Genomic DNA, 15,092 nt, shown 5'->3' on the forward strand with positions numbered 1-15,092 from the left:
AAAATAAGGTTTTGTTGTTCGTAATATGTACGAATTGAATGTTTTATATACTGAAAGAGAAGCTGGAAATAAAAAAACTCCCTACAGTGAGGGAGTTTTTTATTCGTGATGGGAGATTATAGATTGCACACGGCAAATAACACGATAATGCTATAAAGTGTTGCCAAACCGTAGAAAATAAATCCGCCGGCCGGTACATGAACTTTAATATCATGCATACCGTGATGAACGCGGTGTAAGCCTCCCCACATTGGAAAAATTGTGAGAACGAGAATAACTAATTTCCCTAGCCAATGGTGTGCAAAGGCAATGATATTCTCCGGACTAATGATACCGAAAGGCAATAGGAAGCCGAGAATAAGAATTAACACAGGGAAAGCCAAAGCACTTACCATGCCGCCTGCACTGAACATTAACCAGACAGGTGGTTCGTTTGAACGTTTTGGATTTTGATTAACCATAACTTCCCCCTAGATAAAGACTAACACTAAAGCCAATACGGTGACGGCGACAAATGCGCCACGTAAAGCATTTTTAATGAGTTTTGCCGGCAAACCGGTGGTGCCTGACATCACTTCGCCTGTCATGTCGAATAATGTGACAGCGTGGAGCAATAAAGCGGCCAGTGAGATAATGTTAAGAATCACGACAATTGGATTTTGTAGGAACGGAATGAAATTCATGACAAATCCCTCTGCCTTGCCTAAACAAATCACACCGTAAAGCAATACTAAGCTGAACCAAACCGTTGGCACGGCTGTGGCTTCACGTAGCATATAGAATTTGTAGAAATCCCAACTTTTCCACCAAGTCGGCGTAATTTCACGAACGTATTTTTTACGTTTACTTACTGTTGTAGTCATAATCTTTCCCCTTACGCCTTCGGTTTAAGCATGGAAATGAGGTAATCTTTGGCGCTTTCTAATTTGCCCTGGTTAATGGCGGTGGCAGGGCCTACGTGTTTTGGACATACTTCAGAGCAGGCACCTACGAAGGTACAAGACCAAACCCCATTTTTGCCATTCATGATTTTCATTCGTTCTGCTTTACCGTGATCGCGGTTATCTAAGTTATAACGATGACCTAAAGTTAATACGGCCGGGCCAACGAATTCCGGGTTTAAACCGAATTGTGGGCAGGCGGCATAGCATAGGCCACAGTTGATACACATAGAGAACTGGCGGTATTTTTCCAATTGCGCCGGTGTTTGTTTGGTACGGCTTTTCGCTAATTCTTTAGACGGATGTGGCTTGCCATCTAACTCAGGTGCTTGGTTGCCGATAACATAAGGTTTGATGGCTTCTAAGCTTTCGATGAAATGGCTTAAGTCCACAATTAAATCCCGTTCAATCGGGAAGTTGGCTAAGGCTTCAATACGCATGTGGCCACTGTAGTCACGTAAGAAAGTTTTGCACGCCAATTTTGGAATGTTGTTTACCATCATGCCGCAAGAACCGCAGATTGCCATACGGCATGACCAACGATAAGAAAGTTCCGGTTCAAGCTTGTCTTTAATGTAACCTAACGCATCAAGTAAGGAGGTTTGGCTGTCATAAGGCACTTGATAAGTTTTCAAGTGTGGCTCTTTGTCAACTTCCGGATTGTAACGTAGAATTTCAACGTTCATGATTGATTGTTCGGCCATATAATTACTCCTTACCCGCTTGTTCTTTTGCCTTTGCGGCGGCTTCTGCAGCTTCTGCTTCTGCACCGTAAACACGTTTTGCCGGTTGTGATTTAGTGATTTTCACCGGGCTGTATTCAATGCGTGGTGCACCGTTTTCATTATAGAACGCCAAGGTATGTTTCAAGTAGTTCACATCATCACGTTCGGTGTAATCTAAACGTTGGTGCGCACCACGAGACTCTTTACGTTCAATCGCAGAGTTCGCAATAGACTGTGCTACATCTAAAATGTAACCCAATTCAACGGTATATAATAAGTTTGTATTAAATACGCTAGAGCGGTCAGTAATACGAATGTGTTTGTAGCGCTCTTTAAGTTCTGCAATTTTATCAACGGCTTGTTGCATACTTTCTTGGGTACGATAGATACCGCAACCTTCTTCCATAGCTTGCCCCATCTCGTCGCGAATTTCAGACCAAGACTCAGTACCTTCCTGGCTATAGAGGTCAGTCAAACGTTTTACAACATCTTGTGCCTGAGCATCAAGCGCAGTTTGGTTAGCCGGGGGGGCTTCAAGTGCACGTTGTGCAGCATATTCACCCGCAACTCGGCCTAATACGACTAATTCAGCCAAGGAGTTGGAACCTAAGCGGTTCGCGCCATGTAAACCGGAAGAAGCGCATTCGCCTACCGCAAATAAACCTTTAATACGAGTTTCACTGTTGAAGTCAACTTCAATTCCTCCCATGGTGTAGTGAACTACCGGGCGTACGGGAATTGGCGCTTTCGCCGGATCGACACCTTCATAGGCTTTCGCTAATTCACAAATGAATGGTAAACGTTCGTGTAAGTATTTTTCACCAAGGTGACGTAAGTCTAGGTGCACGACATCAACGCCTTTAGCTGTTTTTAATGTATTGCCTTTACGCCATTCTTGCCAGAATGCTTGTGATACTTTATCACGAGGGCCTAATTCCATGTATTTGTTTTCCGGTTTGCCGATTGGTGTTTCCGGTCCCAAACCGTAGTCTTGTAAATAGCGATAGCCATCTTTATTGACTAAAATGCCACCTTCACCACGGCAACCTTCGGTCATTAAGATACCGGTGTTTGGTAAACCGGTTGGGTGATATTGCACGAATTCCATATCACGCAATGGCACACCATGACGATACGCCATTGATAAACCGTCTCCGGTTACAATGCCACCATTCGTGTTAAAACGGAAAGCGCGGCAACCACCACCAGTTGCGATAACAACGGCATTAGCGTTAATTTGTATTAAAGAACCTTCCATCATGTTCATGGCAACCATACCACGTGCATGACCATCATCTACTAAAATATCTAATACAAAGTGTTCATCGAAACGAATGATTTGTGGGTATTGAATGGAGGTTTGGAATAACGTGTGAAGTAAGTGGAAACCGGTTTTATCGGCAGCGAACCAAGTACGTTCGATTTTCATCCCACCGAAACGACGTACGTTTACATCGCCATCAGTTTTACGACTCCAAGGGCAACCCCAGCGTTCAAGTTGAGTCATTTCCACCGGAGAGTGTTCCACGAAATATTCCACGACATCTTGCTCACACAACCAGTCGCCACCGGCAACGGTATCGTGGAAGTGTTTATCGTAGGAGTCTTCTTCTTTAATCACTGCCGCAGCACCACCTTCAGCCGCAACAGTATGACTGCGCATTGGATAAACTTTTGATACTAAAGCAATTTTAAGATTTGGATTAGCTTGGGCTGCAGCAATCGCCGCACGTAAACCACCGCCACCTGCGCCAACAATAGCGATATCGACGTTAACAGTTTGCACGATATTCCTCCAAGTAAAGGGATGATAATAAAAACACCAAATAGACTTTTGGTACTGTTAGGGTGAAGTCATTTTGCCATTATTTTTTGTGATTAGAACCTTTTTTCTCAAACTTTGTCGCGATTTCGTGATCTACCTCAAAAAAGTTAACAAACAGAACCAGTTGTTTACATTTTGTCTTATTGTTAACAAGTCATTAACGTTGAATTAACTAAAAAGTGCATAAAAGTGCGGTGGAAAAAGGATTCATTTATGAATTTTGATTCACTTGTTTTAGAATAAGTCGCAAATTTTTCAAATTATCTTCAGAAAAGGCATATTTATGTTTGAACAAGAAGCATGGCAACCAACGGCATCCATCAAAAACTTACTTGACCGAGCGAAATTAATTGCAGAAATTCGTCGATTTTTTACTGATCGCGGTTTGTTGGAAGTGGAAACGCCGGTGTTAAGCGAATTTGGCGTGACAGATCTTCATCTTGCCACATTCAGCACTGAATTTGTTTCTCCTTTCGGAGAGCAATCTAAAACATTGTGGCTTTCCACCAGTCCGGAATATCACATGAAGCGTTTATTGGCCGCCGGCAGTGGTCCGATATTTCAAATTGGCAAAGTGTTTCGTAACGAAGAAGCGGGTAATCGCCATAATCCGGAGTTTACGATGTTGGAGTGGTATCGACCACACTTTGATATGTACCGCTTAATCAATGAAGTAGATGATTTATTACAACAAATATTGGAATGTCCGCCGGCAGAAAGCATGAGTTATCAGTTCGCTTTTCAACAATATGTCGGATTGGATCCGTTGTCGGCGGAATTATCCGAACTTGTGGAAAAAGCGAAAAAATATCAGTTGGTTGATGCTGAAAAAGAGAATCGCGATACGTTGTTGCAATTTCTTTTTAGTGCGGTGGTGGAACCACAAATTGGGCATGACAGCCCAGTCGTGGTATATCATTTCCCGGCAAGCCAAGCAGCGTTGGCACAAATTAGCTCGGAGGATCTGCGCGTTGCAGAGCGTTTTGAGTTTTATTACAAAGGGCTAGAGCTTGCTAATGGTTTCCATGAATTGGCGGATGTGCGGGAACAATTACATCGCTTCGAGTTGGATAATCGTCAACGGGAAAAAGCCGGTCTGCCGGTGCGTGATATTGATAAACGTTTGTTGGGAGCGTTACAAGCTGGAATCCCGGATTGTTCGGGCGTCGCTCTCGGTGTGGATCGCTTGCTCATGATTGCCATGGATGCGGAGAGTATTAAAGAGGTGATTTCCTTTGCGATAGACAATGCGTAAAGTGCGGTCATAAATGGCGATATTTTTTAAATGCTAAAAGTGCGGTCGAAAAATAAAATGTTTTTTATGACCGCACTTTTTGTTTACTTCAAAATAAACATTGGTGTTTGGCTAATCGGATCGCGGTGAATCACCACCTCTAAATCAAACACCTCTTTTAACAGCCGCTCTGTCATCACTTCGTCAGGGGTCCCTTGGGCCATAAGGTTGCCGTCTTTGAGAACGATTAAATAATCACAATAACGACAAGCCTGATTTAAATCATGGAGTACCGTAATGACGGTTTTGCCGTTTTGTTGCATTTGACGCATCATGCCCATGAGTTCCGCCTGTCGGTTGAGATCCAAATAAGTGGTTGGCTCATCTAACAGAACAAGCTCTGCATCTTGCGCTAATGTCATGGCTAGGAAAACCCGTTGTTGTTGCCCGCCGGATAAATCCGATACCAAATGTTCCGCTAATTCTGTGGTGTGGGTTTGTTCCATAGCCCAAGCCACTAATTGCTCATCTTTATCACTTAATTTACCCCACAAATTCAAATAAGGCGAACGGCCGTAAGCAATTAATTCGCGTACTTTAATGCCTTCCGGCACCAAATGTTGTTGTGGCAAGAACGCTAATTGTTTGGCGTATTCTTTTGGGGTGCTTTGCCAAATATCTTTGCCTTTGTGAGTAATTGTTCCTAGGCGAGGCTTGAGCAAACGAGCCACGGCTTTCAGTGTTGTGGATTTGCCACATCCGTTCGGGCCAATTAAGGCAATAATTTGATTGCTCGGAAAGGTGAGAGATAAATCCCGTACGATAGTTTTATCTTGATAGCCTAATTGTAACTTATTGATTTCAATGCTCATTATTTCGTTCTCATCAATAAATAGAAGAAGTAAGGGGCGCCGATAATGGCGGTGATAATACCGGCGGGCAGTTCTGTCGGGGGATCGATAACCCGCGCTAAAATATCGGAAATTTGTAACAACAGCGTGCCGATTAGCATGGCCGCCGGCAATAATGTGCGGTGACGTCCACCGACCAATTTGCGTGCTAAGTGCGGTGCAACTAAACCGAGAAATGCGATGGGGCCACAAATGGCGACAGCTGTGGTGGAAAGCGCAACAGCCAACACTAATACCAAGATCTGCGTTTTATTTACGCTTACTCCCAAGGTGGCTGCTTTGTTTTCACCTAAACCTAAAGTGTCCAAATCTCGACAGAAAATAAACGGTAACGGCAATAACACCAACAACCAAGGCAAAACGACATCGACATAAGCCCAACTTCTGCCCCACAAACTTCCGGTGAGCCAAAGCATAGCCGTGTTGATTTCTACCGGATTGGTTAGCATTAAATAATGGCTGATTGCCGCCCATAGGGCAGAAAGCGCTACGCCGATAATGGCCATTTTGATTGGGCGGAAGTTAAAACCACATATCACCCATAACAAAATGAAAGACAGGACACCGCCGATAAAGGCGAAAATCGGTAGCCAGTAAAAGGCTAAATTCGGTAGGAAGATTAATACGGTGACGGCGACTAAACCGGCGGCGTTATTGATTCCTAAAATATCAGGAGAGGCCAACGGATTACGCACGACACTTTGCACCAATACCCCAGAAATGGCCAATGCACCGCCGATAATAATGGCGAGTAGCGCGCGTGGCAGACGGTATTCCATTAAAGTGAAATAGTTTTTATCGTCAGGGTGAAAAGCCTGGCTAATTTCACCAATGGATAGCGTGTAAGTGCCGTAACGAATGCTTAATACAAATAATAGCGCGACCGTACAGAGTGCCGATAAGTAAAAGCCGATTGCACGGAATCCTGAATGAGAACGGCGCATTAGTGTTTTCCTCTGGCAAATAATACAAAGATTGGCGCACCGATTAAGGCCAAAATGGCACCGGCAGGCACTTCACTTGGGAAATCAACAGCACGGGCAACGGTATCCGCCGCCAACATTAAAATAGCGCCTAATAACATGGACATGGGTAATGATTTTCGTAGATCATAGCCTATCCAATAACGCGCTAAGTGTGGAATTAACAAACCGATAAAGGCGACCGGGCCGGCTACGCTAACGGCTGAACCCACAATTAATAATGCTATGATATTGGCATACCAACGCAGACGGAACAGGTTAATTCCCAAGGATTGAGCGGATTCGTCGCTCAAATTGAGTAAATTTAAACGGCTGGCAAAGAAGAGGCAAAAGAGCGCGCTCGATAGCAGAAACGGCCAAATAGCGTGCCATTCGTTCCAACGGGCGTGAGAAATGCCGCCGGCAAGCCAACTCATTACGCCAAAGGCATGATCTTCCGACATAATTAACACTAACTTGGTGAGAGCAGTACACAATAACGACACGGCAATCCCCGCCAAAATCACGCGACTGCGATCGCCACTACTGTCTTTCCACGCGTTGCTGATCAACATTACAACCAACCAACTGATTCCACCACCGATACTTGCCACCAAGGCAATGCTGTAGCCTGATAATAAGGCAGGGCTAATGGCACTCGCCGTTACCATGGCCAAACTTGCGCCGGAATTAACGCTTAATAGCGTTGGTGAGGCCAGTGGGTTGCGGGTGATGGTCTGTAATAATGCCCCGGCTACCGCCAAATTGGCGCCTAATGCGATCGCCACTAATGCCCGCGGAAAGCGTAAATCGACCACGGTGATCTTGGCTAATTCATCGCCATTAGGGAAAAAGGCGTTTAGCGCATCTAATGGTGAAATTTCAATAGGGTAGTATAAAAACAGGCTTCCCCATAACAGGAAAGCCAGTCCTAGCAGGGGAAAACCCCAACGAAAAGCTGTGCCAAACATTATTTTTGATTAACGAATTGTTCAACTTGTTTTGCCATGATCTCACTAGCCGTAATGCCGCGTCCGCGCGCCCACATATCGGCATTGACGCTAAATACATGCTTGGCTTTTACGGCAGGAATGGCTTGCCATAAAGGTTCTGCCTCCCATTTGCGGGCGATACTTTCTTGACGATAGTGGGCGATAAACATATAGTCCGGTTTTTCCATCACGAGTTGCTCAAGATTGATTTCAGCAAAGGCTTGAGTGGCGTTGGGTAATTTTGGCGAGTTAAACCCCAGAACACCAAGGAAGCTGGCAACATAACCACTGTCATTTTGTAAATTGAATTTATCTTCGCGAGAGGTGCCGAAAATCCCTTTTTTGCCTTTCACATTGATATTTTGCGCAATGCTTTCGATAATTTTATTGTGTTTATCAATTTGCAATTTCATTTCACTGCCTTTACCGACAACATCGCCGATTTTTTGTGCCGTATCAAGATTCTCCTGATAGCTTTCATGGCGGGAGTCAAACATCATGGTCGGGGCGATTTTTTTTAATTCTTCATACACTGCTGTGTGACGAGAAGGATCCGCGATAATTAAATCGGGTTTTAATGCGGCAATCGCTTCAAGACTTGGTTGCGAACGGGTACCGACAGATTCCCAAGGTTGAATCTTATCGCGCACTTCCTGCAAAATACGGGTTTTATCGTTGTCATCGGCAACGCCGACCGGGCTAACACCAACTTGAGCAAGGGCATCAACGAAAGAATATTCTAACGCGACAATACGACTTGGGGTTTTATCTATAGTGAATTCACCTTTAGCATCTTTGACGGTCACAGCACTTGCCGTCACAGAAGTCATAAGAAAAAGAGAAGTAAGGGTTGCTTTGACTAATTTTTTCATTTTCGAGTCCTCTGTCATCATAAAAACATAAGTGTAATGGGGTAAATTATACACAGGGATCGGTATTGAGAATAGTTCTTTTTTAATGTCCGACCAGGTCGATAATCATCACTTCCGATTGCGACCCTAATCGCATCGGCACGCCCCAAAAGCCATAACCTGATGTGACAAAAAAATGCCCTTGATTGATTTTTTCATAGCCGTAACTTAAGCGATAAATCAGTTTTACAACAAAATTTGCCGGGAAAATTTGTCCATTATGGGCATGACCGGAAAGCTGAATATCAATCGGCAAATTGGCGTGTTGTTCAATCTCTGTTGGACGATGATCCATTAGAATCACTGGTAATGCAGTGTTGACGCCTTTCAGTAACTGCGCCGTCGTTGGTCTGTTTTTCACGAGGTCGTCATTGCGCCCAATGAGGGTAAAACGTCCATCAATCACGACACTTTCATCCATCACGGGAATGATCCCCGCTTTGCGCATTTCCGCTTCAATGCGTTGTTGATCGCCAAAGAAATCGTGGTTTCCCAGTGTGGCATACACGCCAAGTGGGGCTTGCAGTTTGGCAAAGTGCGGTTGCATTTTTTCTGCTAAATAGGCGTTGACGTTATCATCCATAATGTCGCCGGGGAGCAAAATAATATCCACTTTTTCCTGCCGCATGATGTCAGCTAACGTATCTAACTGTGTTGAGCCAAACAAACGCCCTAAATGCAAATCGCTTGCCATGCCAATGCGTAAAGGTTGCATTGGTTTATCTAATTTCACCTGAAAATGGTGAATGGTAGGCACATAAGCGTTGTAACAGGCGGTAGCGATGAAACTGAGAAAAATCACAGGATAAAGCCATTTTATTTGATTACGCCATTGTTTGCGAAGCAGATAAAGAAAAGCCACAATCAGGCTGCTAAATGTTGAAAATAACAATAGAGTAAGAAGCAAGGCGCTTACTCGAAAACTTTCGGCATAAAGACGCAATGGCGCGGTAGAAACCAAAATATTGAAGAGCAAAAAGAGGATGATGCTCAGCTTGGTGCGTGTTTTTTGGTTGAGATTAAAAAGCCAGCCGAGCGTACGACTAAAACCGAATAACATGAATTGTAAGGCTAGCACGGCAACGGTCATGGTGATGTAGTGTCGGGTTTCCATAATTTTTCTGTTAAAAGTGCGGTTGTTTTATTGTGCGTTCATCTTCAAAAAGCAGTGCTTTTTTATCAGAAGAGGAGAGGGCTCGGATAATAATATGGATAAAGGCGCCGCGCAACGGCACGGTAAATTGATCGTTCCCAATCGGCAATTTTTTCGCTAAAATGCCCACACTTTTTTTACTCAACTTTTTAATAACGGAAGAAAATTTATGTTCGGAAAAGGCGGTTTGGGCAACTTGATGAAACAAGCCCAGCAAATGCAAGATCGTATGCAAAAAATGCAAGAAGAAATTGCACAATTAGAAGTGACCGGCGAGTCAGGCGCAGGGCTGGTGAAAATCACGATTAACGGTGCGCATAACTGCCGTCGTATTGACATTGATCCTTCTTTAATGGAAGACGACAAAGAAATGCTGGAAGACTTAATCGCCGCGGCATTTAATGATGCAGTACGCCGTGCTGAAGAATTACAAAAAGAAAAAATGGCGTCTGTTACCGCCGGCATGCCATTGCCGCCGGGCTTCAAAATGCCATTCTAAAAAAACATCCGTAAAACTTACCGCACTTTATGACTAAAGTGCGGTTTATTTTTTCAGTCAATTCACCGAGAACCTTATGCAAACCAGTCCCTTGTTAGAAAATTTGATCGAAAGCTTACGTGTATTACCGGGCGTTGGCCCTAAATCTGCACAACGTATGGCGTATCATTTATTGCAACGTAACCGTAGTGGTGGTATGCGTTTGGCACAAGGGCTGACTGAAGCAATGTCGAAAATAGGCCATTGCGAACATTGCCGTACGTTCACGGAAGAAGAGGTTTGCCATATTTGCAACAATCCTCGCCGTCAAAATTCGGGGTTGCTTTGTGTGGTGGAAATGCCGGCAGATATTCTTGCCATTGAGCAAACCGGGCAATTTTCCGGGCGTTATTTTGTGCTTATGGGGCATTTGTCGCCATTGGACGGCATTGGCCCACGGGAGATCGGCTTGGATTTATTGCAAAAACGCTTACAAACAGAATCCTTCAAGGAAGTGATTTTGGCGACCAATCCCACTGTTGAAGGCGATGCCACGGCGAATTACATTGCAGAATTGTGTTTGCAACAAAACGTCAAAGTCAGCCGTATTGCCCACGGCATTCCGGTAGGCGGCGAGTTGGAAATGGTGGATGGCACCACACTGACCCATTCTTTCTTAGGCCGCCGCGAAATCGGCTAATCTTTTCTCTTCTGCATTTTCTTGTTTATGCGACTTTTTATAGCAGAAAAACCGAGCCTTGGGCGTGCGATTGCGGATGTTTTGCCGAAACCGCACCAACGTGGTGATGGCTTTATCAAATGTGGCGATAATGATTGCGTAACATGGTGCGTGGGGCATTTGCTGGAACAGGTAGAACCCGATGCCTATGATGCGCGTTTCAAACAATGGCGCTTAGAGGATTTGCCTATCGTGCCGCAAAAGTGGCAGTTGATCCCGAAAAAAGAAACCTATAAACAGCTAAAAACCGTTGAAAAGTTGGTGCAACAAGCGGACATCCTCGTTAACGCAGGTGACCCGGATCGTGAAGGGCAGTTGCTGGTGGACGAAGTATTCAGTTATCTCAATTTACCAGCAGAAAAGCGCAATGCGATTCAGCGTTGTTTAATCAGCGACTTGAACCCAAGTGCGGTAGAAAAAGCCATCAAAAAATTGCAACCGAATCGTGATTTTGTGCCACTTGCCACCTCCGCGTTGGCACGTGCGCGCGCCGATTGGCTCTATGGCATTAACATGACACGGGCTTATACCATTCGAGGCAGACAGGCTGGTTATAACGGCGTGCTTTCCGTTGGGCGGGTACAAACGCCCGTACTTGGCCTTATCGTACGCCGTGATTTGGAAATTGAACATTTCCAACCAAAGGATTTCTTTGAGGTGTTGGCTTGGTTGCGTGACCCAAAAGAGGAAAAAACACCGAAGAAATCGACCGCACTTTTTTCTGCGTTGTGGCAGCCGAGCAAAGCCTGTGAAGATTATCTGGACGAGGATGGGCGCGTATTATCTCATGCACTGGCAGAAAATGTGGTGAAGCGCATTACCGACCAACCGGCGGAAGTGACGGATTATTCGGATAAACAGGAAAAAGAAACAGCACCGTTGCCCTATTCCTTGTCAGCGTTGCAAATTGATGCTGCCAAGCGGTTCGGGATGTCCGCACAGGAAGTGCTGGATACCTGTCAACGTTTGTATGAAACCCATAAATTGATCACTTACCCACGTTCTGATTGTCGTTATTTGCCAAAAGAACATTTTACGGATCGCATGGCGGTGATGAATGCTATTTCTACCCATTTAACGCAATTTCAACCTTTGCCGGAAATTATTGATCCTGAACAAAAAAATCGTTGTTGGAATGATAAAAAAGTCGAAGCGCACCATGCCATCATCCCGACGGCAAAGAACCGCCCGGTGAGTTTGACTCCGGCGGAACAAAATATTTATTTTCTGATTGCTCGACAATACCTCATGCAGTTCTGCCCGGATGCAGAATACCGTAAATGTAAAATCACCTTGAATATTGCCGGAGGAACTTTTATCGCGCAGGCGCGTAATTTGCAAATTGCCGGTTGGAAACAGCTTTGGGGTAAAGAAGACAGCGACGATGAACAGCAAGATACGCTGCTGCCGGTCGTCAAAAAAGGGCAAATGTTGCATTGCGAAAAGGGTGAAATTATCAGTAAAAAAACGCAACCGCCAAAACCTTTTACAGATGCGACCTTGCTTTCTGCAATGACAGGCATTGCTCGTTTCGTGCAAGACAAAGAATTGAAAAAAATTTTGCGTGAAACCGATGGGTTAGGCACGGAAGCGACGCGTGCAGGAATTATTGAATTATTGTTTAAGCGTGGTTTTCTCTATAAAAAAGGCCGTAATATTCACAGCACCGAGGCGGGACGAATTTTAATTAACGCCTTACCAGATATGGCAACGCAGCCTGACATGACGGCACATTGGGAGTCACAGCTTGATGGCATTAGCCGTAAACAAGCAAGTTATCAGCAATTCATGCAAAACCTCACCCAGCTTTTGCCTGAATTATTGCACTACATTAATTTTTCCGCTTTACGCGAGTTGAGTCGGCATAATCCAGGTGTGAACAAGACCGTACCGAGGGCAAAGAAAAGTTAATGAGGCCTAAAAGTGCGGTCGTTTTTCAAAATGTTTTTTTACTGATCGAATTTGCACCAAACAGCGTAAAAATACATAAAACAACTTGCGGAGCGCCGAGATATCCGCTAATATCTGCGCCGTTATTTTTCATTAGAATTTGCTAAATCAGAGAAGATAAAATGTACTCAGCGTTGTTAATCATTTATTTGGTCGTTTCCATTGCCCTTATCGCTTTTATCCTGTTACAACAAGGTAAAGGTGCGGATGCCGGTGCATCTTTCGGTGGTGGCGCATCCGGTACCGTTTTTGGTTCTGCCGGTGCAGGTAACTTCCTTTCTAGAACAACAGCTGTTTTAGCGATTATTTTCTTTGTTATTAGTATCGTTATCGGTAACATCAATTCGCACAAAAACAATGCAAAACAGGGCGCATTTGATGACTTATCCGGAACTGCTGAACAAATTCAGCAACAACAGCAAAAAGCACCTGCTGTGTTAGACACAAAAAATAGCGATATTCCTCAACAATAAAATTTATCAAATTAAGCTCTGGTGGTGGAATTGGTAGACACGCTATCTTGAGGGGGTAGTGACCGTAGGTCGTGCGAGTTCAAGTCTCGCTCAGAGCACCAAAAACAGAACCTAGCAGAAATGCTAGGTTTTCTTTTTTCTCCTTTTCTAAAATTTCCTTTCTGAAGTGATTTACCTATAATTGTGCTTGCAGTCACTGATTTTAATTGAGTCTGTATTCTGATTTCATCTTAAAATCCTAATAAAGGAATTTATTATGCAGAAGATATTTTTCATTTTTGTTGCACTTGGTCTGGTACAGTTTGCCGTTGCGAAATCAAATCATCATGAGGAGTTCAGTTGTGATGAGCGGAAGTATTGCAAAGAAATGCGTTCTTGTGCTGAAGCGAAATACCACTTTAATGTCTGTGGTGAGGGGCGTCTTGATCGGGATAATGATGGGATTCCTTGTGAAAATGTTTGTCGCAGATAGTTCATCGATATAAAAAAGCCTTGCTGATTAGCAAGGCTTTCTTTTTGCCGCTTAAGCTTGAGCGGTTGTTTTTCTTAATAAAACATAGCCAACAACAGCGGACACACCTGATCCCAATAAAATCCCTAATCGAGATAGCGTATCAAAGCTGTTATATGCCGCTTCACCGAAAGCAAGACCTGCTAGGAACATCGACATGGTAAAACCGATGCCGCAGAGTATTGCAATAGCAAAAATTTGAGCGAAATTAACCCCTTGTGGTAACTGGGCAAGACGTAATTTGACCGATAGGTAACTAAATAGAAATACGCCTAATGGTTTTCCAACGATTAATCCGAGTGCGATACCAAGAGTAAGAGGCGAATTAAGGCTGGATAAGCCCACGTTTTCTAAAGGAACTCCCGCGTTAGAAAAAGCAAATAACGGTAGAATTAAATAAGAGCACCAAGGCGCCAGAATATGTTCAAATTGGTGTAATGGGCTTGAACCGTTACGACCTTCCATTGGAATGCAAAAACCAATAATGACGCCAGCGAGAGTCGCGTGTACGCCGGATTTTAATACGGATGCCCATAAAATCAAGCCGACGACCATATAAGCGCAAAGAGCGCTGACTTTAAAGCGATTCATGGTGACTAAAATACTGATGGTTACCACAGCGATAATCAGTGCCGGGGTACTGAGTTCATGTGAGTAGAAGATCGCAATGACGATAATAGCACCAAGGTCGTCAATAATGGCAAGTGCCAATAAAAATACTTTGAGTGGTAAAGGGACGCGCTTACCTAAAAGAGCAACGATCCCAATGGCAAAGGCAATATCTGTGGCCATAGGAATTGCCCAGCCGGAATAGATTTCCGGTGTACCTTGGGCAACCATAAAATAGATTAATGCCGGTACCACCATCCCACCAATTGCCGCAATAGCAGGGAAAATCGCTTGTTGATAGCTTGATAGTGAACCTTCCAACATTTCACGCTTGACTTCCATACCAACCAAAACGAAAAAGACTGCCATAAAGCCGTCGTTGACCCACATTAATAAAGGTTTAGCAATGCTGAAAGCACCGAATTGAACGCTGACCGGTGTATCGAGGAAACCGAAGTAATGTTGATTAAAAGAGGTGTTGGCAAGCAGGATAGCCATTGAGGCAAAAAGTAATAATAGTATGCCGCCTGCTGCTTCTGATTGGAAAAATGTTTGAATACGCCTAATCAATGTGAATACTCCCCAAAATAGATAAATAATTTAAAAATAAAATATAGATAAGGATTAAGGAAGTTACCTTAATTTGATATTTTTTTCAAGAAAATGGCGAATTTATTA

General features: G+C 44.0%; 17 protein-coding genes and 1 tRNA gene. 7 read left to right on the plus strand and 11 right to left on the minus strand.

What is annotated here, in order from left to right; genetic code table 11:
- Positions 1-116: 116 nt before the first annotated feature.
- From frdD to frdA, 4 genes are read right to left on the minus strand one after another with little or no spacing between them, the layout of a single operon-like run.
- Positions 117-461 carry a fumarate reductase subunit FrdD gene (frdD, locus tag J5A60_RS02565; protein WP_048748846.1) on the minus strand — a complete coding sequence of 115 codons (345 nt, stop codon included), beginning with the start codon at positions 459-461 and terminating at the stop codon, positions 117-119.
- Between the two features lie 9 nt (positions 462-470).
- Positions 471-863 carry a fumarate reductase subunit FrdC gene (gene frdC, locus J5A60_RS02570; protein ID WP_212510478.1) on the minus strand — a complete coding sequence of 131 codons (393 nt, stop codon included), beginning with the start codon at positions 861-863 and terminating at the stop codon, positions 471-473.
- Positions 864-874: 11 nt separating this feature from the next.
- Complete coding sequence (locus tag J5A60_RS02575; RefSeq protein ID WP_212510479.1) at positions 875-1,645, minus strand: succinate dehydrogenase/fumarate reductase iron-sulfur subunit; 771 nt, start codon at positions 1,643-1,645, stop codon at positions 875-877.
- 4 nt (positions 1,646-1,649) lie between these two features.
- Complete coding sequence (frdA, locus tag J5A60_RS02580) at positions 1,650-3,452, minus strand: fumarate reductase (quinol) flavoprotein subunit (RefSeq protein WP_212510480.1); 1,803 nt, start codon at positions 3,450-3,452, stop codon at positions 1,650-1,652.
- A 322-nt stretch (positions 3,453-3,774) separates the two neighbouring features.
- On the opposite strand from frdA, the gene epmA reads away from it, so the two are divergent.
- Positions 3,775-4,746: an elongation factor P--(R)-beta-lysine ligase gene (epmA, locus tag J5A60_RS02585; RefSeq protein WP_212510481.1), complete on the plus strand. Its 972-nt coding sequence runs from the start codon at positions 3,775-3,777 to the stop codon at positions 4,744-4,746.
- A gap of 83 nt (positions 4,747-4,829) precedes the next feature.
- Here the strand turns inward: epmA and fecE are convergent, their stop codons facing one another.
- The 6 genes from fecE to J5A60_RS02615 all read right to left on the minus strand — a co-directional run bounded on the left by fecE (position 4,830) and on the right by J5A60_RS02615 (position 9,799).
- On the minus strand, positions 4,830-5,597 hold the full coding sequence (gene fecE, locus J5A60_RS02590; RefSeq protein ID WP_083014887.1) for a Fe(3+) dicitrate ABC transporter ATP-binding protein FecE: 768 nt from the start codon (positions 5,595-5,597) through the stop codon (positions 4,830-4,832).
- A complete protein-coding gene (fecD, locus tag J5A60_RS02595) occupies positions 5,597-6,580 on the minus strand; it encodes a Fe(3+) dicitrate ABC transporter permease subunit FecD (protein WP_212510482.1) in 984 nt (327 codons plus the stop codon). Before fecD ends, fecE begins: the two co-directional genes overlap by 1 nt.
- Positions 6,580-7,569, minus strand: a complete 990-nt coding sequence (gene fecC, locus J5A60_RS02600) for an iron-dicitrate ABC transporter permease FecC (RefSeq protein ID WP_209363073.1) — start codon at positions 7,567-7,569, stop codon at positions 6,580-6,582. The genes fecD and fecC overlap by 1 nt, the downstream gene beginning before the upstream one ends.
- Positions 7,569-8,462, minus strand: coding sequence for a Fe(3+) dicitrate ABC transporter substrate-binding protein FecB (locus tag J5A60_RS02605; RefSeq protein ID WP_212510483.1), 894 nt, complete (start codon positions 8,460-8,462; stop codon positions 7,569-7,571). The genes fecC and J5A60_RS02605 overlap by 1 nt, the downstream gene beginning before the upstream one ends.
- Positions 8,463-8,544: 82 nt before the next feature.
- On the minus strand, positions 8,545-9,615 hold the full coding sequence (locus J5A60_RS02610) for a metallophosphoesterase (RefSeq protein WP_212510484.1): 1,071 nt from the start codon (positions 9,613-9,615) through the stop codon (positions 8,545-8,547).
- 10 nt (positions 9,616-9,625) lie between these two features.
- On the minus strand, positions 9,626-9,799 hold the full coding sequence (locus J5A60_RS02615) for a hypothetical protein (RefSeq protein ID WP_212510485.1): 174 nt from the start codon (positions 9,797-9,799) through the stop codon (positions 9,626-9,628).
- A 24-nt stretch (positions 9,800-9,823) separates the two neighbouring features.
- On the opposite strand from J5A60_RS02615, the gene J5A60_RS02620 reads away from it, so the two are divergent.
- From J5A60_RS02620 to J5A60_RS02645, 6 genes are all read left to right on the plus strand, one after another.
- A complete protein-coding gene (locus tag J5A60_RS02620; protein ID WP_006717376.1) occupies positions 9,824-10,153 on the plus strand; it encodes a YbaB/EbfC family nucleoid-associated protein in 330 nt (109 codons plus the stop codon).
- A gap of 76 nt (positions 10,154-10,229) precedes the next feature.
- On the plus strand, positions 10,230-10,832 hold the full coding sequence (recR, locus tag J5A60_RS02625; RefSeq protein ID WP_021615662.1) for a recombination mediator RecR: 603 nt from the start codon (positions 10,230-10,232) through the stop codon (positions 10,830-10,832).
- A 27-nt stretch (positions 10,833-10,859) separates the two neighbouring features.
- Complete coding sequence (locus J5A60_RS02630; RefSeq protein ID WP_212510486.1) at positions 10,860-12,782, plus strand: DNA topoisomerase III; 1,923 nt, start codon at positions 10,860-10,862, stop codon at positions 12,780-12,782.
- A 161-nt stretch (positions 12,783-12,943) separates the two neighbouring features.
- Positions 12,944-13,294, plus strand: coding sequence for a preprotein translocase subunit SecG (secG, locus tag J5A60_RS02635; protein ID WP_006717383.1), 351 nt, complete (start codon positions 12,944-12,946; stop codon positions 13,292-13,294).
- A gap of 15 nt (positions 13,295-13,309) precedes the next feature.
- Positions 13,310-13,395 (plus strand) — tRNA-Leu (locus J5A60_RS02640).
- A 155-nt stretch (positions 13,396-13,550) separates the two neighbouring features.
- On the plus strand, positions 13,551-13,766 hold the full coding sequence (locus tag J5A60_RS02645) for an excalibur calcium-binding domain-containing protein (RefSeq protein WP_111296584.1): 216 nt from the start codon (positions 13,551-13,553) through the stop codon (positions 13,764-13,766).
- Positions 13,767-13,817: 51 nt separating this feature from the next.
- On the opposite strand, the gene nhaA is transcribed toward J5A60_RS02645, so the two are convergent.
- Entirely contained in the window at positions 13,818-14,984 is a 1,167-nt protein-coding gene (nhaA, locus tag J5A60_RS02650) for a Na+/H+ antiporter NhaA (RefSeq protein WP_006717385.1), read from the minus strand.
- Between the last annotated feature and the right edge of the window lie 108 nt (positions 14,985-15,092).

Origin of the sequence: Aggregatibacter sp. oral taxon 513, from assembly GCF_018128305.1 — a bacterium.
GTDB lineage: Bacteria > Pseudomonadota > Gammaproteobacteria > Enterobacterales > Pasteurellaceae > Aggregatibacter > Aggregatibacter segnis_A.

Bases quoted from the DNA above. Each gene is read 5' to 3' on its own strand.
- frdD (WP_048748846.1), bottom strand. From the start codon at position 461: ATGGTTAATCAAAATCCAAAACGTTCAAACGAACCACCTGTCTGGTTA.
- frdC (WP_212510478.1), bottom strand. From the start codon at position 863: ATGACTACAACAGTAAGTAAACGTAAAAAATACGTTCGTGAAATTACG.
- J5A60_RS02575 (WP_212510479.1), bottom strand. From the start codon at position 1,645: ATGGCCGAACAATCAATCATGAACGTTGAAATTCTACGTTACAATCCG.
- epmA (WP_212510481.1), top strand. From the start codon at position 3,775: ATGTTTGAACAAGAAGCATGGCAACCAACGGCATCCATCAAAAACTTA.
- fecE (WP_083014887.1), bottom strand. From the start codon at position 5,597: ATGAGCATTGAAATCAATAAGTTACAATTAGGCTATCAAGATAAAACT.
- fecD (WP_212510482.1), bottom strand. From the start codon at position 6,580: ATGCGCCGTTCTCATTCAGGATTCCGTGCAATCGGCTTTTACTTATCG.
- fecC (WP_209363073.1), bottom strand. From the start codon at position 7,569: ATGTTTGGCACAGCTTTTCGTTGGGGTTTTCCCCTGCTAGGACTGGCT.
- J5A60_RS02605 (WP_212510483.1), bottom strand. From the start codon at position 8,462: ATGAAAAAATTAGTCAAAGCAACCCTTACTTCTCTTTTTCTTATGACT.
- J5A60_RS02610 (WP_212510484.1), bottom strand. From the start codon at position 9,615: ATGGAAACCCGACACTACATCACCATGACCGTTGCCGTGCTAGCCTTA.
- J5A60_RS02620 (WP_006717376.1), top strand. From the start codon at position 9,824: ATGTTCGGAAAAGGCGGTTTGGGCAACTTGATGAAACAAGCCCAGCAA.
- recR (WP_021615662.1), top strand. From the start codon at position 10,230: ATGCAAACCAGTCCCTTGTTAGAAAATTTGATCGAAAGCTTACGTGTA.
- J5A60_RS02630 (WP_212510486.1), top strand. From the start codon at position 10,860: ATGCGACTTTTTATAGCAGAAAAACCGAGCCTTGGGCGTGCGATTGCG.
- secG (WP_006717383.1), top strand. From the start codon at position 12,944: ATGTACTCAGCGTTGTTAATCATTTATTTGGTCGTTTCCATTGCCCTT.
- J5A60_RS02645 (WP_111296584.1), top strand. From the start codon at position 13,551: ATGCAGAAGATATTTTTCATTTTTGTTGCACTTGGTCTGGTACAGTTT.